This window comes from Dyella sp. AtDHG13 (assembly GCF_003201105.1).
Taxonomy (GTDB): Bacteria; Pseudomonadota; Gammaproteobacteria; order Xanthomonadales; family Rhodanobacteraceae; genus Dyella; species Dyella jiangningensis_B.
The window spans coordinates 74058-92135 of sequence record NZ_QICJ01000008.1 but is presented as its reverse complement, the minus strand read 5'-3'; the positions used below and the strand labels follow the sequence as shown (position 1 = coordinate 92135).

The window sequence follows — 18078 nt, the reverse complement described above, 5'->3', positions numbered from 1 at the left end:
TTTCCGCCGTCCCTTAACTTGCGGCTCTTTCCTGAAGGCCGTCGGTGCTTCTTGCCCGACGGTAGCTTCAAGGCATGTCCGCGACAGCGGACGCGGCAGGAGACAAGCATGAAGGCAATCGTCGCGGTCAAGCGCGTGGTGGATTTCAACGTCAAGATCCAGGTCTTGCCGGACGGCAGCGGGATCAACCTCGCCGGCGTGAAGATGAGCATGAACCCGTTCGACGAGATCGCCGTCGAAGAGGCCGTCCGCCTGAAAGAGAAAGGCGTGCTCACTGAAGTGGTGGCCGTGTCCTGCGGGCCGGCGGCCTGCCAGGAAACGCTGCGTTCAGCCATGGCGCTGGGCGCCGATCGCGGCATCCTGGTGGAAACCGACGTCGAACTGCAGCCGCTGGGCGTGGCGAAGCTGTTGAAGGCGGTAATGGAGCGCGAACAGCCACAGCTCGTGCTCCTCGGCAAACAGGCGATTGACGATGACTGCAATCAGACGGGGCAGATGCTCGCCGCGCTCGCCGGCATCGCGCAGGCGACGTTCGCCAGCGAGGTCCGCATCGCCGATGGTCGCGCATGCGTCACGCGCGAAGTCGATGGCGGGTTGGAAACGCTCAGCGTCGCGCTACCCGCTGTCATCACGACCGATCTGCGCCTCAATGAGCCGCGCTATGCCTCCTTGCCGAACATCATGAAGGCCAAGAGCAAACCGCTGGCGCGATTGACGCCAGCCGAGCTTGGCGTCGATGTCACGCCCAGGCTGAGCACGCTCAAGGTCACCGAGCCGTCGAAACGCAAGGCGGGCGTCAAGGTGCCCGACGTGGCGACGCTGGTCGACCGGTTGAAGAACGACGCCAAGATTCTCTGAAGGAGCCGGACATGACTGCTTTCGCTTGCGCACTCGTCGTCGCCTATCACGAAGGAGAATCGATCCATCCCACCACTCGCCATGCCGTCACCGCTGCGAGCCAATGCGGAGACGACGTGCACGTGCTCGTCGCGGGCGACGGCTGCGCCGAGGCGGCGCGCGCTGCTGCCGCCATCGCAGGCGTGTCGCGCGTGCTGCATGCCGATGCACCCTCGCTGGCTAACGGCTTGGCGGAGAACCACGCGGCACTGGTATGGGCGCTTGCGCAGGGCTACAGCCATGTCTTCTTTTCGGCGAGCAGCTACGGCAAGAATGTCGCTCCGCGCGTCGCGGCCCTGCTCGACGTGGCCCAGGTGTCCGACATCATCCGCGTGCTGGACGCCCATACGTTCGAGCGGCCGATTTACGCCGGCAACGCCATCGCCACCGTGCGAAGCGACGACGCCATCAAGGTGGCCACCGTGCGCGCGACCGGTTTTCCGGCGGCCCCGGCCGAGGGCGGCACGGCGTCGATCGAAAGCGTGGCGCCGGTGGGCGATACCGGCCTGTCGGCCTTCGTGTCGCGCGCCGCGGCGCGCACTGACCGGCCGGACCTGGGCAGCGCGCGCGTCGTCGTCAGCGGCGGTCGCGCACTCGGCAGCGAGGAAACCTTTCTCAGCGTGCTCGTGCCGCTGGCGGACAAACTGGGTGGCGCGCTGGGCGCCAGCCGCGCCGCCGTGGACGCAGGCTACGCCCCGAACGATTGGCAGGTGGGCCAGACCGGCAAGATCGTGGCGCCGGAGCTCTACATCGCCTGCGGCATTTCCGGCGCCATCCAGCATCAGGCTGGCATGAAGGATTCCAAGGTGATCGTCGCGATCAACAAGGACCCGGACGCGCCGATCTTCGACATCGCCGATTACGGACTGGTGGCCGACCTGTTCGACGCGGTGCCGCAGCTGGTGGCTTCACTGTGATCCACGCCGCCTCTTGCGCGAGGGCGGCATGACACACATCGCGAGGCGTCACTTGCCGATGCAGAACGAACTGAAGATCGCGCCCAGCAGGTCGTCGCTGGTATAGGTGCCGGTGATTTCCCCAAGGGCGTGCTGCGCCTGGCGCAGCTCTTCCGCGGCGAGTTCGCCGGCACGCGTGGCGTGCAGTACCTGGTCGGCGTGTTCCAGATGTGTCGCCACCTGTTCCAGCGCCAACACATGGCGGCGCCTTGCGCTGAACGCCCCTTCGCCGCTGCCGGCGCCGGCGAGCTGTTTGAGGTGGTCGCGCAAGGCGTCGAGGCCAGCGCCGGTTTTGGCGGATGCCCATACCCAGATCGCGTCGGCGCGAACTTCGTAGCGCGCGGCATGGCGGTCGAGGTCGATCTTGTTCACCAGCACGATGCGTTCGACGCTGGCGGGCAGTTCGCCGAGCAGGGCGAGGTCGTGCTCGGCGTGCGATCCATCCGTGACGAGCAGGGCGACATCCGCGCGCGCGAGTTCGCCGCGTGCACGGCGCACGCCTTCGCGCTCCACCGGGTCATCCGTGTCGCGCAAGCCGGCCGTGTCGGCCAGTTCCAGCGCGATGCCGTCGAGATTCAAGGATTCACGCAACACGTCGCGCGTGGTGCCTGCGATATCGGTGACAATGGCGCGATCGCTTCCGGCCAAGGCGTTCAGCAGGCTGGATTTGCCGGCGTTTGGACGTCCGATGATGGCGACCCGCAAACCGTCGTTGAGCCGCACGCCGCGCTGCGCTTCGCGCAGCAAGTCGTCCAACTGTGTACGCAGGTCGTTGAGCTGCTGCATGATCAACGGGTCGGCGAGGAAATCGATTTCCTCCTCGGGAAAATCGATGGCCGCTTCGATATGCACGCGCAGCGCAATCAATGCCTGCAGCAGATCCTGCACCTTGCGCGAGAACACACCTTCCATCGATTGCAGCGCCGCGCGCGCCCCCGCCTGTGAACGCGCCGCGATAAGGTCGGCCACCGCTTCGGCCTGGGCCAGATCGAGCTTGCCGTTGAGAAAGGCGCGTTCTGTGAATTCGCCCGGACGCGCCAGTCGCGCGTCCATCGCACAGACCCGGCGCAGCAACGCATCGAGCAGCACGGGGCTGCCGTGACCTTGCAGCTCCAGCACGTGTTCGCCGGTGTAGGAGGCGGGGGCGGGGAAGTAGAGCAGCAGGCCGCGATCGATCAGGCTGCCATCATGGTCGCGGAACGCGGTGAAATGCGCGCGGCGCGGATCGGGATCGCGCCCCAGCAGTTCGGCGGCGATGCCTGGCACGGCCGGCCCCGATACACGCAGCACGCCGACGCCAGCGGCACCCGGTGCGCTGGCGATGGCGGCGATGGTGTCGGTGTGGGTCATGGCGGAATTATGCGGTTTACCTGTGGGGATGCGAAAACATCGGTGTATCGGTTACCGTCATCTCGGCCTGCGCCGGGATGACGAGCCGACGATGCCACGCACGAAAAAGGCCGCTTTCGCGGCCTTTTTCCGTAAGCGGCCGAATGATCAGGCCTCTTTCGCCTTCTCGTCCGCACGCTCGACGCTGCGCGTGATCAGCCACTGCTGCGCCAGGCTGGTCAGGCCGTTGATGACCCAGTACAGCACCAGGCCCGCCGGGAAGAACAGGAACATGAAGCCGAACACCACCGGCATCACCTTCATCATCTTCTGCTGGGCCGGGTCCATGCCGGCGGCGGAGGGCGAGAGCCACTGCGTGGCCAGCATCACCAGGATGTAGATCACCGGCAGCACGAAGAACGGATCGGGCGCGGACAGGTCATGCACCCAGCCGAAGAACGGCGCATGGCGCAGTTCCACGCTTTCCATCAGCACGCGGTACAGGCCGAAGAAGACGGGCATGGTGATCAGCACCGGCAGGCAGCCCGACATCGGGTTGACCTTCTCCTTCTTGTACAGCTCCATCATGGCCTGCTGCATCTTCATCTTGTCGTCGCCGTAACGCTCCTTGAGGGCGTTCACGCGCGGCTGCAGCTTGCGCATCTTGGCGCCGGAGCGGAACTGCGCGGCGGTGAGCTTCCACAGCGCGGCCTTCAGCAGCAGCACCAGCAGGATGATGGCCACGCCCCAGTTGCCGCTGATGGAATGCAGCTTCGACAGCAGCCAGTGCAGCGGCTGCGCAACGACGGTAAGCATGCCGTAGTTGGTGGTCAGGTCCAGGCCCGGCGCGACCAGATCCAGCGTGCCCTGCAGCTTCGGGCCGACATACAGGCGCGAGGCGGTGCTCTGGCTCTGGCCCGGGGCCACGCTGATCGAGGGGCCGACGGCGCGGATCAGGTACACCGGCTGCGCGGTGTCTGGATTGATCACGCTAGTGCTGTAGGTGTTGGCTTCCTGCGCCTGCGGAATCCAGGCCACGAAGAAGTAGTGCTGCAGCATCGAGGCCCAGCCGCCGGTGATCGGGTGGTTGAGCGGCTTCTTCGCGAAATCGGCGAAGGGCAGCGTGGTCATCTTGTCTTCGGGGCTGTACCAGGCCGCGCCATAGAAGCTGTGCGACGACGGATCGCTGAAGTTCTGCCACCAGCTCTTCTGCTGGGCCGGCGCCACGCGCTGCAACTGTTCATAGCTGTTGCCGGTCCATGCGGTGCTGCCGCCGTTCTCGATCTTCTGATCGACGGTGACGACGTAGCTGCCGCGCTTGAGCACGAAGGTCTTGGTGACCTTCAGGCCGGCGGCGTCCTGCCAGGTCAGGTCGACGTTCAGCGCGTCCTGGCCCTGGGCCAGCGTGTAGCTGGTCTGCGCGGCGGAGAACACGGCGCGATGGTCGGGCGCCTCGCCCTGGTTGCTGACCAGGCCGCTCTGCGCGACGAAGTACTGCGCGCGGTCGTCATCGAGCAGGCGTACCGGGGCCGGGTCGGGATTGTTCTTGGTGCGCGGCGACACCGGATAGCCGAGCAGCTCGGAGCGCACCACGCTGCCGCCGCGCGTGTCGATGGTCAGGCGCAGCACGTCGGTGCTGACGGTGATCAGCTGCGCGGACGCTTCGCTGACCGTGCCTGGCACGCTGGCCGGCGCGGACGTCGACGACGTGGCGCCCGGCACGCTGGAGTCGGCGCCGGCCGGAGTCGCCGCGGCGGTAACCGCCGGCGGGTGCGGGCCATAATCCTTTTCCCAGGCTTGGAACAGCAGCCAGGCCACGGCCAGCAGGGCGAAGATGAGGAACGTGCGCGTTTGATTCATCGCGGAGCAGATCCGGTGCGTGCCGCGACGCCGTGCCGCGGAAGAGGGTGGGAAAAGGTCAACGCACGATTGTGCCGGCCGGGTCGCCCGGCTTCAACGTGACCTCGACTTTGGCCGAGCGCAATTTCTTCCACAGCTGCTGCAGTTCCGCGAGCAGCTCCGGGCCGGGCAGGCCACAGGCCTGCTCGCGCGCCATCACCATGAGGTCGACGGGCGGAAGCTCAAGACGGGCGCGGCGAAATGATTCGCGCACCAGTCGCTTGATGCGGTTGCGGTCCACCGCGCGCTTGGACACGCGCTTGGAAATGGCCAGGCCCAGGCGCGGGTGGCCCAGGTCGTTGACCCGATAGCGCACAGAAAAACAGCGGCCGCCGAAGCGGCCGCTGGCTTGTCGCAGAGCAGCGAAATCACCGGCGCGGCGAAGCCGCGCCTCGCGCGGCAGGCCGGCGGCAGGCATGGGCGCCCGCCGCTTACGGGATCAGGCGCTTGCGGCCCTTGGCGCGACGTGCGTTCAGCACCTTGCGGCCGTCGGCCGTGGCCATACGAGCACGGAAGCCGTGGGTGCGGGCACGCTTGAGCTTGCTGGGCTGGAAGGTCCGCTTGGACATGGCTTCCTCCAAAGTTAAGTGAATAAAAAGGTTGGAAATTATGCGGGGCGGTCGGGGGCCCTGTCAAATGGGGGTATGCGCGGGGTTGACAAAGGCTGTTGACTGCCTGTGGATATCCGTGTGGATATCCCTACCAAAAAGCGGGCTTCCTGCTGTTAGACTTTCCGGTCCACCCCGCGCGAAAGCGCTCCTTCCAGTGGTTGAAGACTTCCCATGAGTGACCTGTGGCGGCGCTGTCTCGAGCGTCTCGAGGGCGAATTGAACGCCGAAGACCTGCATACGTGGCTGATGCCGCTGCAGGCACGCGACGACACCCATGGCCTGAAGCTGTTCGCACCCAATCCGTACACGCTGGAGACGGTGCGCGAGCGCTATCTGGCCCGCATCGAGACCGTGATCAGCCAGCTGACCGGGCATGAGCTGACCGTGCGCCTGGAGGTGGGCTCCAGCTCGCCCCGGCCCGCGCCCGCGGCCAAATCCGCAGCGGCGCCAGCACCCGCGCCGGCCAAGGTGGAACCGATGGTGGCCGACGCGCCGCCGGCCAGCTTCAGCCACAACCTGGACCCGCACTACACCTTCGAGACCTTCGTCGAGGGCAAGTCGAACCAGCTGGGCAAGGCGGCCGCCATGCAGGTGGCGATGAATCCGGGCCGCGCCTACAACCCGCTGCTGCTGTACGGCGGTACGGGCCTGGGCAAGACGCACCTGATGCACGCCACCGGCAACCTGATGCGCGAGCGCAACCCCGAGTTCAAGGTGCTGTACCTGCGCTCGGAGCAGTTCGTCGGCTCGATGATCGAGGCGCTGCGCACCAAGAGCATGGACGAGTTCAAGCGGCGCTTCCGCTCGGTGGACGCGCTGCTGATCGACGACATCCAGTTCTTCGCGGGCAAGGACACCACGCAGGAAGAGTTTTTCCACACCTTCAATGCGCTGTTCGAATCCAAGCAGCAGATCATCCTCACCTGCGACCGCTATCCCAAGGAAGTGGACAAGCTGGAGCCGCGCCTGAAGTCGCGCCTGGGCTGGGGCCTGTCGGTGGCGATCGAGCCGCCTGATTTCGAGACGCGCGCGGCGATCCTGTTGTCCAAGGCGCACGACAAGGGCGTGGCGGTGGGGGAGAACGTGGCGATGCTGCTGGCCAAGCGCATTCGCTCCAACGTTCGCGACCTGGAAGGCGCGCTCAACACGCTGGCGGCCCGCGCCAACTTCTATGGCAAGCCGATCACCATCGACTTCGCCGAGGAAACCCTGCGCGACCTGCTCGCCACGCATGCGCAGGCGGTGACGGTGCCCAACATCCAGAAGACCGTGGCCGACTACTACCAGGTGCGCCTGCAGGATCTGCTGTCCAAGCGCCGCGTGCGCTCGCTGGCACGCCCGCGCCAAATCGCCATGGCGCTGTCCAAGGAACTCACCGAGCACAGCCTGCCGGAGATCGGCGAGGCGTTCGGCGGTCGCGACCACACGACGGTGCTGCATGCCTGCCGCACCATCAAAAAGCTTTGCGAGACGGACACACGCATGCGTCAGGATTGGGAGCAGCTGATCCGCATCCTGACCGGCTGAGCAGGGCGGCTGTGCACTGTTTGCTTGAAAAGTACGGTGGCAACCTGTGGATAATAGGTGGACGATTTGGCGGGCTGAGTTATCCACAATCGGCCCACAGTTCTCTGGCTCTTTGGAACACAACCCGGGAATCATGTAATTTATTGATTCCAATGGATAATTTTAGTTTTTCGAGTTATCCACGCCGCCTACCACCACCACAGAACTTCTTTTAAAAACAGAAAAGCAGGATTGGGGAAGCGCATACATGCAATTCAGCATTCAACGAGAAGCTCTGCTCAAGCCGTTGCAGCAGGTCGTGGGCGTCGTCGAACGTCGCCAGACCCTGCCGGTTCTGGCCAACCTGCTGGTGAAAGTCGCCGACGGCAAAGTGTCGATGACCGGTACGGACCTGGAAGTGGAAATGATCGCCACGACGACCGCTGACAAGCTGGTCGACGGCGAAATCACCATTCCCGCGCGCAAGCTGTTCGACATCGTGCGCGCCTTGCCTGATGGCGCCCAGATCGACCTGAAGTTCAATGGCGATCGCGTGGCCATGAATGCGGGACGCAGCCGGTTCACGCTGGCCACCCTGCCAGCCACCGAGTTCCCCACCATCGATGAAATAGAGCTGGTTGAGCGGGTCACGCTGCCGGAAGAGGTGCTGCGAGACCTGATGGAACGTACCGCCTTCGCCATGGCGAACCAGGACGTGCGCTATTACCTCAACGGCATGCTGCTCGACCTGCAGGAACACACCCTGCGTTGCGTCGCCACCGACGGTCACCGTCTGGCATTGAAGGAAACCAAGCTGGACAGCAAGGTATCCACGCGTCGTCAGATCATCATTCCGCGCAAGGGCGTGAACGAGCTGATCGGTCTGTTCGAAACGGGCGATGGCCAGATCGAGCTCGAGTTCGGCCGTAACCATCTGCGCGTGCGTCGTGGCGATGTGGTGTTCACCTCCAAGCTCATCGACGGCCGCTTCCCGGATTACGAGGCGGTGATTCCGCTGGGCGCCGACAAGCACGCCACGCTGGATCGCGAAGCGCTGCGCGGTGCCCTGCAGCGAGCAGCGATTCTTTCCAACGAGAAATACCGCGGTGTGAAGCTGGAACTGTCGCCGGGCAAGCTGCGCATCGTGGCGCACAACCCGGAACAGGAAGAAGCCGTGGAAGAGGTCGAGGCCGAGACGCCGGTGTCGGATCTGGCGGTGGGTTTCAACGTCGGCTACCTGCTGGATGCACTGGGCGCACTGCGCGGCGAAAAGGCCCGTCTGAACCTGCGCGATGCGCAGTCGAGCTGTCTGGTGCAGGAAGACGACAGCGATCAGGCCCGCCACGTGATCATGCCGCTGCGTCTCTGATGACGATCATCTGTTTGCCCTTTAAGGGCAGGCCGAACGCGAACGCCGGAGCTGTCGAAAGACGCTCCGGCGTTCTTGCTTCCGGAGGCCGCTGAGGTGCGGCTGGAAACCATGAAGATTCGCGGGCTGCGCTGCCTGAGCGAGGTCACCATTCCGCTGGAAGCCGGCATGACCGTATTTGTCGGTGCCAATGGCGCCGGAAAAACCAGCGTGCTGGAAGCGGCTTTCCTGCTCTCCCACGCCCGTTCTTTCCGATCAGGCGCCAAGGATGCCTTGCTTCAGCGCGGTGCAGAGTCCCTGGCTGTTTTCGCGGAGCTTCGGCATCAGGACGATCGCATCCGACGCTTGGGACTTGGGCGTCAGGGCGTGCGTTGGGAAGCCCGCATGGACGGGGACATCGTCAGCCTCAGCGAGTTGGTGGGCGAGTGCGCCGTCGTCTGCTTTGAACCAGGGTCCCACGCCCTGATCGCTGGTGGCGCTGAGGAACGCCGACGCTACCTCGATTGGGGCGTGTTCCACGTGGAACAAGAGTTCATGCCGGCGTGGCGGCGCTACCAGCGCGCCCTCAAGCAGCGGAATTCGCTACTCCGCGCCAGTGCGCCCGCTTCCGAAGCGCTGTTTCTTCCCTGGGAGGCCGAACTGGACGCCACGGCGTCCGTGATCGATCGGCTTCGCGAACTGTATTTAGTCGCTTTGCGCCCCCATATAGAACGGACCATGCAGGGGCTACTTCCCGAACTGGGCTCGGTCGAACTCAGATACCGTCGTGGTTGGACGGATGAGGTGTCGCTGGGCGCGGTGCTGGCCAGCCAGCGGGGCAGGGACCTGGCGCGGGGCCATACCACCATGGGATCTCATCGCGCCGACTGGGCCTTGTCCTTTGAACACGCTCCGCAAAGGGAGCATCTCTCGCGCGGACAGGAAAAACTGGCGGCACTCGGCTGCATGCTGGCCCAGGCTGCCTTGTACGCCGAGCGGCGAGGCGAATGGCCGGTTGTGTGCCTCGACGACCTGGCCTCCGAGCTCGACAAGTCCCATCAAGCGGCCGTGGTAGAGCAGCTGCGCTCGGTAGGCGCCCAGGTGCTGGTGACGGGAACCGAGGTCCCCGATGCCCTACAGGGCGGCTCGGCACGAGTGTTCCACGTGGAACAAGGGCATCTCAGCCCCCTGCTATAATCAACCAATTGTGTCCCCAGCCCGGCCTTACATGGCGCCGCCCGGGCGGGATAAGGCGCCCAGGAATCGGTCACCGAATGAACGATACAACCTACGATTCGAGCAACATCAAGGTCCTGAAAGGTCTGGAAGCGGTGCGCAAGCGCCCCGGCATGTACATCGGCGATACCGATGACGGCACCGGCCTGCACCACATGGTGTTCGAAGTCGTCGATAACTCCATCGACGAAGCTCTCGCTGGTTACTGTGATCATGTGACCGTGACCATCCTGGACGACGGCTCGGTCAGCGTCAGTGACAACGGCCGCGGCATTCCGGTCGACATGCACCCGGAAGAAGGCCGGTCCACCGCCGAAGTGGTAATGACGGTGCTGCACGCGGGCGGCAAGTTCGACGCCAACTCGTACAAGGTGTCCGGTGGCCTCCACGGCGTGGGCGTGTCCGTGGTGAATGCGCTCAGCTCGCACCTGTGGCTGACCATCTACCGCGATGGCAAGGAATACCAGCAGGAATACGCCCTGGGTGAGCCGCAGTACCCCGTGAAGGAGGTGGGCGCGTCCACCAAGCGCGGCACCACCGTGCGCTTTCTGCCAAGCCCGGAAACCTTCTCCAATACCGAATTCCACTACGACATCCTGGCCAAGCGCCTGCGCGAGCTGGCCTTCCTCAACTCCGGCGTCACCATCGACCTGAAGGACGAGCGAGGGGAAGGGCGCAGCGACCGCTTTGCCTACGAAGGCGGCATCAAGTCCTTCGTGCAGCATCTGGCGCAGCTCAAGACCGCGTTGCATCCCAACGTGATCAGCCTCAGTGCCATGCAGGATGGCATCTCGGTGGAACTGGCGATGCAGTGGACCGACTCCTACCAGGAGACGATGTTCTGCTTCACCAACAACATCCCCCAGCGCGACGGTGGCACCCATCTGACCGGCTTCCGCGCGGCATTGACGCGCTCGCTGCAGGGCTATATCGAGAAGGAAGGCCTGGCCAAGAACGCCAAGGTCGCGCTGTCGGGCGACGACATGCGCGAAGGCCTGATCGCCGTGCTGTCGGTGAAGGTGCCTGACCCGAAGTTCTCCTCGCAGACCAAGGACAAGCTGGTGTCCTCCGAGGTGAAGACCGCGGTGGAGCAGGCCGTCAACGAGAAGCTGGGCGAGTTCCTGCTGGAGCACCCCAACGAAGCCAAGGCCATCGCCTCCAAGGTGGTCGACGCCGCGCGCGCCCGCGAAGCCGCCCGCAAGGCCCGCGAGATGACCCGCCGCAAGGGCGCGCTGGACATCGCCGGCCTGCCGGGCAAGCTCGCCGACTGCCAGGAAAAGGATCCCGCGCTATGCGAACTGTTCCTGGTCGAGGGTGACTCCGCAGGTGGTTCGGCCAAGCAGGGCCGCAACCGCAAGACCCAGGCCGTGCTGCCGTTGAAGGGCAAGATCCTCAACGTGGAAAAGGCCCGTTTCGACAAGATGCTGTCCTCCGCCGAAGTCGGCACGCTGATCACCGCGCTCGGCACGGGCATCGGCAAGGAGGAGTACAACCCGGACAAGCTGCGCTACCACCGCATCGTCATCATGACCGACGCGGACGTGGACGGCTCGCACATCCGCACCCTGCTGCTGACCTTCTTCTACCGCCAGATGCCGGAGCTGATCGAACGCGGCCACGTCTACATCGGCCTGCCGCCGCTCTACAAGATCAAGCAGGGCAAGAACGAGATGTACCTGAAGGACGACGCAGCCCTGAACGGCTACCTCGTCTCCAGCGCGGTCGACGGCGCCGAACTGCAGTACTCGCCGGATGCACCGGCCATCTACGGCGAAGCATTGGAAAAGCTGCTGCGCGACTACCAGACCGCGCTCGATCAGATCGAGCGCCTGGGCCACCGCTTCGACGCCGCCGTGCTCACCGCGCTACTCGAACATGCGCCTCTCGAACCCGCGCTGTGGAACGACGCCACCGCCATGCAGGGCTGGCTGAAGGGCGTGGAATCGCGCCTGGCCGCCAGCGGCCTGGGCAAGCCGCGCTACCGCCTGTCGCTGCGTCCCGCGGAAGGCGAGCAGCCGGCCGCCATCGAAGTGGTGCGCGACCAGCACGGCCTGAGCCACACCTGGCTGCTGCCGCAACCGTTCTTCGGCAGCGCCGAGTTCCGTCCGATCCTGGCGGTCAGCCAGCAGCTCGCCGGCCTGGTGCAGGCTGACGCCGTGGTTCGCCGCGGCAACGGTTCGCGCGGCGTGCAGAGCTTCGCCGAAGCGCGCCACTGGCTGCTGGAAGAGGGCAAGAAGGGCCGCATGATCCAGCGCTTCAAGGGCCTGGGTGAAATGAATCCGGAACAGCTGTGGGAAACCACCGTGAACCCGGAGACCCGCCGCATGCTGCAGGTCGGCATCGAAGACGCCTTCGCCGCCGATCAGATGTTCTCCATGCTGATGGGCGAGGCGGTGGAGCCGCGTCGCGACTTCATCGAAGCGAACGCGCTCAAGGTCGCCAACCTCGACATCTGAGCCGCCGGCCGTCGACGATGCGACGCCATCGCATCGTCGACGGCCATTCCTTTGACCGCGCGTACTAACGCATTAGCACATTGGCTAAAGTCAGGAAAACGGCCGCCGATAGCGTGTTTCCAGGCCAAAAAGTCACGGGTGGCCGGGGCATCGGACTTGAAAATCATGTCCAGTCGTTGGCGTATGGTTCAACTTATTGATTTTTAACAATCTTTCTTGTCGCGGTGCGACTTGTTATCTGCCGCCTAGTCAGGTTACGCTCAGCGATCCCCCGCGTTGCAATCGCGTGAAACCACCATTGAGGACTGCCATGAAGCGTGTTCCCCTGATCAAAATGCTTGCCGGTACGGCGCTGGCCCTGGCCGTGGTGAGCACGCCGGTCATCGCAGGCGACAGCTCTTCCAAGGACAAGAAGGAAGCGCTTTACCCCAACGCCACGCGCAAGGAACCGAAGCTGGACCTCACCAGCGAAAAGGACCAGAAGGCCATCAACGAAGGCCTTGACGCGGTCAACAACCAGGACAAGGAAAAGGCGATCCAGATCCTCCAGCCGATCGCCGATGGCAGCAAGAGCAAGTACGCCCAGGCGCTGGCCCTGCAGGGCCTGGCCAACGTGCACTACAACGACGGCGACGTGAAGGGCGCCATCGACCTGCTCAAGCGCGCGCTCGACAACGGCACCATGCCGAACGACACCTTCTTCCAGCTCGAGTACATGCTCGCCCAGTTCTACCTGGCCGACGAGCAGTACCAGCAGTGCATCGACACCGTCGAGAAGTGGCGCGCCGAAGGCAAGAAGGAAACCGCCGACTCCTACGCGCTGGAAGGCAACGCCTACTACCGCCTCGGGAAGTACCCCGAAGCGATTGCCGCCATCAAGACGGCGCAGTCGAAGACCGACAAGCCGAACGACAGCTGGAACCAGATCCTGGTCGCCAGCTACTCGGAATCGGGCCAGGGTGACCAGGCCGCTCAGATCGCCCAGCAGCAGCTGGCCGCCAACCCGAACGACCCGAACGCGCTGAACAACGCCGTCGCCGCGCTGATGCAGGCGCAGAAGTATCCGGAAGCGATTTCGCTGATGGAGAAGGCCAAGGCCAACGGCCAGCTCAAGACCGAGAAGGACTACATCACGCTCGCCAAGCTCTACCTGGTCACCGGCCAGAACGGCGGCGGCGACCAGAAGGACCTCTCCACCAAGGCGGCCGCCACGCTGCAGGATGGCATGAGCAAGGGTATCGTCACCCAGACGGCCGAGAACTACGAGCTGCTCGGCGCCGCCAACTACATGTCCGACAACACCTCGGGCGCGCTGGCGGCCTACCAGAAGGCCATCCCGCTGGCCAAGGACGGCGAGGCGCACATCCGCGCCGGCCAGCTCCTGATCCAGGACAACAAGTTCAGCGAGGCCAAGAGCCTCATCCAACAGGGCATCGACAAGGGCGTGCAGCACAAGGGCACCGCTTACATGTTGCTGGCCCAGGCGTGCCGCGGTCTGAAGGACAAGGCGGGCGCGATTGCAGCCATGGAGAAAGCGGCACAGGATCCAGAAACTTCAGAAAAAGCCAAGGCTTGGCTGAAGTCGCCGACAGTGAGCAAGTAAGGCAGAGGTGTAACAAATGTGGGGCAGATAGACGTCCATTTGCCTGCCTCACAAGTGCTATACAAATGCCATGTGCTGTTGTACCGTTGAAACCTTTCCGTGCTCCCGTCCAGTGGCAAATGTCATCCCTATGGATCGATTTGCCACCGGAAATCGTGACCACGTCTCACCGATTGATTAGCTCCAGATAGTGACAGATGGCCTCAAGTAACGAAGCAACCGGCCAAGGGCCGTTCAATTGGAGGCGTACCTGGGCGCTGGCCGTAGCCATCGCGCTGCATGCGTTCGCATTCCTGTTGCTGGTGGCGCCTATGGCACCGCCGAAGCAGGTGCAGAAGGAAAAAGAACGCACGGTCCAGGTGAACTTTATCGAGCCGCCGCCGCCGCCGCCGCCACCGCCGCCGCCGCCGCCGGAACCGCCGAAGCAGCCGCCGCCGAAGATCATCCAGCAGGTCAAGCCGCCGCCGACTCCGCCGCCGCCGGCTCCGCCGCCGGCTGTCGAGGAAGCGTCGACCAACGCCATCCCGGCTCCGCCGCCGGCTCCGCCTGCTCCCCCGGCTCCGCCTGCGGACATCACCGCCAGTCAGGACATCAGCTACAACAGCCGTATTCAGCCCAAGTATCCGCCGCAGGCTATCCGCCAGCGTCACGAGGGCACGGTTACGTTGATGATTCTGGTGGGCGTGGACGGTTCGCCGAAGGACATCAAGGTGGAAGCGTCCAGCGGTTATCGCGAGCTGGATCAGGCCGCGATTGAAACGGCACGCAAGTGGCGCTTCAATCCGAACATCAGGAACGGACAAAAGACGGAAGGCTATGTCCGCGTCCCGGTCAATTTCAATCTCAATCAGCTGTAACTTCGGTTACGGTCAATCAGTTCACGCTTGACTTTCCAAGGGTAGCGTTATGTTCCTGCAAACTTCTCCGGCCCCCGCGGGCGGTACCACCAACGCCGAAGCCATGAAGTCGATGGGCTTCGACCACCTCATCCACAACTTCGATTTCCTTGGCTGGATCGTGTTCGTGGTGCTGGTGGTGATGTCCTTCTCCTCCTGGTACTTCATCGTCGCCAACGCGATCCGCAACTCGATGGTTCGCGGCCGCGCCGACAAGGTCATCAACGGTTTCTGGTCGAATGGTTCGACCCAGGACGCCATCCGTGAGCTGGAAGCCCAGCCCAAGGGCGAACCGTTCTCGAAGATCGCCCTCGACGCCGCTTCGGCCGTCGCTCACCACCAGCAGGCCTCGGCCGGCGGTGGTCGCCTCGCCGAGTCGCTCAGCCGCTCCGAGTTCATCGACCGCGCCCTGCGCCAGGCCGTGGCTCGCGAGAGCCTGCGCCTCGAAGGCGGCCTGACCCTGCTCGCCACGGTCGGTTCGTCGGCGCCGTTCATCGGTCTGCTCGGTACCGTGTGGGGCATCTACCACGCGCTGATCAAGATCTCCGCGTCGGGCAACGCTTCGATGGAAGCCGTGGCCGGTCCGGTGGGTGAAGCTCTGATCATGACCGCCTTCGGTCTGTTCACCGCTATCCCGGCCGTGCTCGCCTACAACTTCTTCAACCGCTCCAACCGCCTGACCTACGCTCAGTTCGACGAGTTCGCGCACGACCTGCACGACTTCTTCGCCACCGGCGCGCGCGTCGAAGGCAAGTGAGGATCTGACCCATGGCAATGAGTACCGGAGGCGATTCCGGCGGCCCGATGTCGGAGATCAACGTTACGCCGCTCGTCGACGTGATGTTGGTGCTGCTGATCATCTTCATGATCACGGCTCCCCTGATGTCCCATCGAATCACCGTGGAACTGCCGACCGCCAATCCGAAGGTTTCGGATACGGAGCAGGTCACGCCGATGGACTTGGCCGTGAAGCCGGATGGCACGCTGTATCTCGATGACATCGAAGTCACCGAGGGCGAGCTGAAGGCGAAGTTCGCGGTTGCGGCACAGCAGTCGCCGCAGCCCGAACTGCAGATCCGTGCGGACAAGACCACGGAATACAAGATCGTGAAGAAGGTCCTCGCCGACGCCAAGGAAGCGGGCATGGTGCATGTCGGCTTCATGACGACAGGCAAGGAGTAACAAGCCATGGCATTCAGTTCTGGAAGTGGCAAGGGCCCCATGGCCGACATCAACGTCACGCCGCTCGTCGACGTGATGCTGGTGCTCCTGATCATCTTCATGATCACGGCTCCGATGCTGACCCATAAGGTCAAGATCGATCTTCCGCAGCCGAACCCGAACGTGGTTCAGCCGGAAAATCCGCCGGAACCCGTCCGCCTCAAGATCGACCAGTCCGGCGCGCTGTACTGGAACGATACCCCGGTGGACGAGCTTGGCCTGAAGGCACAGCTCGCGGTGATCGGTGGTCTGGGCGATCCGGCCAAGCAGCCGGAAGTGCAGATCAATGCCGATGACGGCGTCGCTTACGAGCACGTCGCCCGCGTCCTGGCCGATGCCAAGAGCTACGGCCTTACGAAGATCGGCTTCACTGAAGGTCAGTAATTCATTCCGAGAGGAATGAACGCAACACTACCCTTTGGACCCCCGCCTTGAGCGGGGGTTCTTTTTTGGGGCATTGAAAAGGGCCGTCCGCGCGTTTCGCGACGTTGCGGTACAGACGTATGGACGTCCAAACGCCACGCGATTAACCGCTCCCGTCGCGCATGACAACGCGCCCAAGCGAATCGAAACCGCCTTCGCGGTATCAGCGCAGTATCTGCAGATACTTTCGCACGGTCGTCGTCAGGCCTTCATAGAGCGCCTCGCCGACCAGCGCGTGACCGATGGACACCTCCGCCAGCCCGGGTATAGCGGCCTTGAAGGTGCCGAGGTTGGCTTGGCTGAGGTCGTGGCCGGCGTTGACCGCCAGGCCGGCGTGCAGTGCGCGCCGTGCGGTGTCCGCGCAACGCTCGAGCTCATCCTGCGCATGCCCCTCCTCGAAAGCCTGCGCGTAGGGCCCGGTATAGATCTCGATGCGTTGCACACCGATGGCCACGGCCGCGTCGAAACCGGTGGCGCCCGAATCGACGAACAGGCTCACGCGACAGCCAATGTCGCGCAACGCGGCCACCAAGGGCTTCAAGGATTCGATGTCGCGGGTCAGGTCGAAGCCGTGGTCCGACGTGATCTGTCCATCGCTGTCCGGCACCAGCGTGACCTGCGTGGGACGTGTTTCGCGCACCAGTTCGATCAGGCCGGGATACGTGCCGCGCGCCGGCGCGAAGGGATTACCCTCGATGTTGTACTCGACACGACCGCGCGTGAGCGTGGCAAGCGCGCGCACATCGTCTGGACGGATATGGCGCTGGTCCGGCCGTGGATGCACGGTGATGCCACCGCAGCCGGCATCGATGCAGGCGTGGGCGGCGCGCAGGACATCGGGCTCGCTGCCGCCGCGCGAATTGCGCAGCACGGCAATCTTGTTGACGTTGACGCTGAGCAGGGTCATAAGGCGTTCGATACTCGCAGGCTAAGACGTAATCCGACGCCATGCACGGCGCCGGGCCGGACACAGTGCGCCGATCAGTCGGTGCCGGCAAGTGTCCACTGCCGGATCCGGCGAGGCGTACCGCGCCACGCCAGGCTGCCGACATGGGCGTCGTCGAGAATCAGCCGGTGCAATTGCCACTGGTTCGCCTCGTCGCCATCCAGCCGATGCAGCACCGGCAGCTCCGCCGATCCGGCGATGCTCAGGCGATGCAACCCAAACGCGAGCCCACGCCCCAGCGCCTTGAGCACGGCTTCCTTGGCGGTCCACAGTTCGAGGAAGGCGCGGTCGCGCTGACCGTCCGGCAAGGCTTCCAGCGCCGCCGTCTCGTCGGGGCTGAAATAACGGCGGGCGATGGGCACGGCCTTGGGGTGGGCGCGCAGGCGTTCGAGATCCACGCCAGGCAACACACCGCGCGCAATGGCGATCAATGCCTGGTCGTGGCTGTGCGACCAGTTGAAGGAAAGCGCATCGCGCTGGTCCCCCGCCAAGGCCGGACGGCCGTGCTCGGAGGCCTCCAGCATTACCTCGGCAGGCGGTACGCCAAGATACGCACCCAGCATGGCGAGCAGGGGTTGCCGACCCTGGTGATGGTCGTAGGCGAGGCGCCAGACGTGGATTTCCTCGTCGCGCAACTCGGTCGCCAACTGGGCCGGGGTCTGGCCATCGGTCGTGATCATCCGCGCATGTTGCCGCCCAAGAGGCGATACTTACAAGCGCGGCCAGCCCACCGGAGCGGCGCCCCGGCTGC

The 18078-nt window shown here is 64.3% G+C and carries 17 protein-coding genes; 11 read left to right on the top strand and 6 right to left on the bottom strand.

Annotated elements, in window-relative coordinates:
- Nucleotides 1-108 precede the first annotated feature (108 nt).
- The gene (locus BDW41_RS14290) at nt 109-858 is read left to right on the top strand and encodes an electron transfer flavoprotein subunit beta/FixA family protein (protein WP_074549516.1); all 750 of its coding nucleotides are present in this window, start codon (nt 109-111) and stop codon (nt 856-858) included.
- 11 nt (nt 859-869) lie between these two features.
- Nucleotides 870-1814 carry an FAD-binding protein gene (locus BDW41_RS14285; protein ID WP_074549514.1) on the top strand — a complete coding sequence of 315 codons (945 nt, stop codon included), beginning with the start codon at nt 870-872 and terminating at the stop codon, nt 1812-1814.
- A gap of 48 nt (nt 1815-1862) precedes the next feature.
- Here the strand turns inward: BDW41_RS14285 and mnmE are convergent, their stop codons facing one another.
- The 4 genes from mnmE to rpmH form a co-directional block, all read right to left on the bottom strand.
- Entirely contained in the window at nt 1863-3203 is a 1341-nt protein-coding gene (mnmE, locus tag BDW41_RS14280) for a tRNA uridine-5-carboxymethylaminomethyl(34) synthesis GTPase MnmE (protein ID WP_074549512.1), read from the bottom strand.
- A gap of 147 nt (nt 3204-3350) precedes the next feature.
- Complete coding sequence (gene yidC / locus BDW41_RS14275) at nt 3351-5042, bottom strand: membrane protein insertase YidC (RefSeq protein ID WP_074549510.1); 1692 nt, start codon at nt 5040-5042, stop codon at nt 3351-3353.
- A 58-nt stretch (nt 5043-5100) separates the two neighbouring features.
- Complete coding sequence (gene rnpA, locus BDW41_RS14270; protein WP_074549508.1) at nt 5101-5499, bottom strand: ribonuclease P protein component; 399 nt, start codon at nt 5497-5499, stop codon at nt 5101-5103.
- Nucleotides 5500-5512: 13 nt separating this feature from the next.
- Complete coding sequence (gene rpmH, locus BDW41_RS14265) at nt 5513-5650, bottom strand: 50S ribosomal protein L34 (protein WP_038622724.1); 138 nt, start codon at nt 5648-5650, stop codon at nt 5513-5515.
- A 213-nt stretch (nt 5651-5863) separates the two neighbouring features.
- On the opposite strand from rpmH, the gene dnaA reads away from it, so the two are divergent.
- The 9 genes from dnaA (at nt 5864) to BDW41_RS14220 (ending at nt 16342) form a co-directional block, all read left to right on the top strand.
- Nucleotides 5864-7219, top strand: a complete 1356-nt coding sequence (gene dnaA / locus BDW41_RS14260; protein ID WP_074549506.1) for a chromosomal replication initiator protein DnaA — start codon at nt 5864-5866, stop codon at nt 7217-7219.
- Nucleotides 7220-7466: 247 nt separating this feature from the next.
- Complete coding sequence (dnaN, locus tag BDW41_RS14255) at nt 7467-8567, top strand: DNA polymerase III subunit beta (RefSeq protein ID WP_074549504.1); 1101 nt, start codon at nt 7467-7469, stop codon at nt 8565-8567.
- Nucleotides 8568-8663: 96 nt separating this feature from the next.
- The gene (recF, locus tag BDW41_RS14250) at nt 8664-9743 is read left to right on the top strand and encodes a DNA replication/repair protein RecF (RefSeq protein ID WP_074549722.1); all 1080 of its coding nucleotides are present in this window, start codon (nt 8664-8666) and stop codon (nt 9741-9743) included.
- 77 nt (nt 9744-9820) lie between these two features.
- Nucleotides 9821-12238: a DNA topoisomerase (ATP-hydrolyzing) subunit B gene (gyrB, locus tag BDW41_RS14245; RefSeq protein WP_074549502.1), complete on the top strand. Its 2418-nt coding sequence runs from the start codon at nt 9821-9823 to the stop codon at nt 12236-12238.
- Nucleotides 12239-12548: 310 nt separating this feature from the next.
- Nucleotides 12549-13841, top strand: coding sequence for a tetratricopeptide repeat protein (locus tag BDW41_RS14240; RefSeq protein ID WP_199535345.1), 1293 nt, complete (start codon nt 12549-12551; stop codon nt 13839-13841).
- 197 nt (nt 13842-14038) lie between these two features.
- Nucleotides 14039-14698, top strand: coding sequence for an energy transducer TonB (locus BDW41_RS14235; protein WP_074549500.1), 660 nt, complete (start codon nt 14039-14041; stop codon nt 14696-14698).
- A gap of 49 nt (nt 14699-14747) precedes the next feature.
- Entirely contained in the window at nt 14748-15494 is a 747-nt protein-coding gene (locus BDW41_RS14230; RefSeq protein WP_074549498.1) for a MotA/TolQ/ExbB proton channel family protein, read from the top strand.
- A gap of 11 nt (nt 15495-15505) precedes the next feature.
- Complete coding sequence (locus BDW41_RS14225; RefSeq protein WP_074549496.1) at nt 15506-15919, top strand: biopolymer transporter ExbD; 414 nt, start codon at nt 15506-15508, stop codon at nt 15917-15919.
- 6 nt (nt 15920-15925) lie between these two features.
- Nucleotides 15926-16342 carry a biopolymer transporter ExbD gene (locus BDW41_RS14220; protein ID WP_038622740.1) on the top strand — a complete coding sequence of 139 codons (417 nt, stop codon included), beginning with the start codon at nt 15926-15928 and terminating at the stop codon, nt 16340-16342.
- A gap of 202 nt (nt 16343-16544) precedes the next feature.
- On the opposite strand, the gene BDW41_RS14215 is transcribed toward BDW41_RS14220, so the two are convergent.
- Nucleotides 16545-17288, bottom strand: coding sequence for a pyridoxine 5'-phosphate synthase (locus BDW41_RS14215; RefSeq protein ID WP_074549494.1), 744 nt, complete (start codon nt 17286-17288; stop codon nt 16545-16547).
- A gap of 74 nt (nt 17289-17362) precedes the next feature.
- Nucleotides 17363-18007: a 4'-phosphopantetheinyl transferase superfamily protein gene (locus BDW41_RS14210; protein ID WP_074549493.1), complete on the bottom strand. Its 645-nt coding sequence runs from the start codon at nt 18005-18007 to the stop codon at nt 17363-17365.
- Nucleotides 18008-18078: the final 71 nt, after the last annotated feature.

Excerpts from the sequence above, each read along its gene's own strand:
- BDW41_RS14290 (WP_074549516.1), top strand. The coding sequence starts at position 109 with ATGAAGGCAATCGTCGCGGTCAAGCGCGTGGTGGATTTCAACGTCAAG.
- BDW41_RS14285 (WP_074549514.1), top strand. The coding sequence starts at position 870 with ATGACTGCTTTCGCTTGCGCACTCGTCGTCGCCTATCACGAAGGAGAA.
- mnmE (WP_074549512.1), bottom strand. The coding sequence starts at position 3,203 with ATGACCCACACCGACACCATCGCCGCCATCGCCAGCGCACCGGGTGCC.
- yidC (WP_074549510.1), bottom strand. The coding sequence starts at position 5,042 with ATGAATCAAACGCGCACGTTCCTCATCTTCGCCCTGCTGGCCGTGGCC.
- rnpA (WP_074549508.1), bottom strand. The coding sequence starts at position 5,499 with ATGCCTGCCGCCGGCCTGCCGCGCGAGGCGCGGCTTCGCCGCGCCGGT.
- rpmH (WP_038622724.1), bottom strand. The coding sequence starts at position 5,650 with ATGTCCAAGCGGACCTTCCAGCCCAGCAAGCTCAAGCGTGCCCGCACC.
- dnaA (WP_074549506.1), top strand. The coding sequence starts at position 5,864 with ATGAGTGACCTGTGGCGGCGCTGTCTCGAGCGTCTCGAGGGCGAATTG.
- dnaN (WP_074549504.1), top strand. The coding sequence starts at position 7,467 with ATGCAATTCAGCATTCAACGAGAAGCTCTGCTCAAGCCGTTGCAGCAG.
- gyrB (WP_074549502.1), top strand. The coding sequence starts at position 9,821 with ATGAACGATACAACCTACGATTCGAGCAACATCAAGGTCCTGAAAGGT.
- BDW41_RS14240 (WP_199535345.1), top strand. The coding sequence starts at position 12,549 with ATGAAGCGTGTTCCCCTGATCAAAATGCTTGCCGGTACGGCGCTGGCC.
- BDW41_RS14235 (WP_074549500.1), top strand. The coding sequence starts at position 14,039 with ATGGCCTCAAGTAACGAAGCAACCGGCCAAGGGCCGTTCAATTGGAGG.
- BDW41_RS14230 (WP_074549498.1), top strand. The coding sequence starts at position 14,748 with ATGTTCCTGCAAACTTCTCCGGCCCCCGCGGGCGGTACCACCAACGCC.
- BDW41_RS14225 (WP_074549496.1), top strand. The coding sequence starts at position 15,506 with ATGGCAATGAGTACCGGAGGCGATTCCGGCGGCCCGATGTCGGAGATC.
- BDW41_RS14220 (WP_038622740.1), top strand. The coding sequence starts at position 15,926 with ATGGCATTCAGTTCTGGAAGTGGCAAGGGCCCCATGGCCGACATCAAC.
- BDW41_RS14215 (WP_074549494.1), bottom strand. The coding sequence starts at position 17,288 with ATGACCCTGCTCAGCGTCAACGTCAACAAGATTGCCGTGCTGCGCAAT.
- BDW41_RS14210 (WP_074549493.1), bottom strand. The coding sequence starts at position 18,007 with ATGATCACGACCGATGGCCAGACCCCGGCCCAGTTGGCGACCGAGTTG.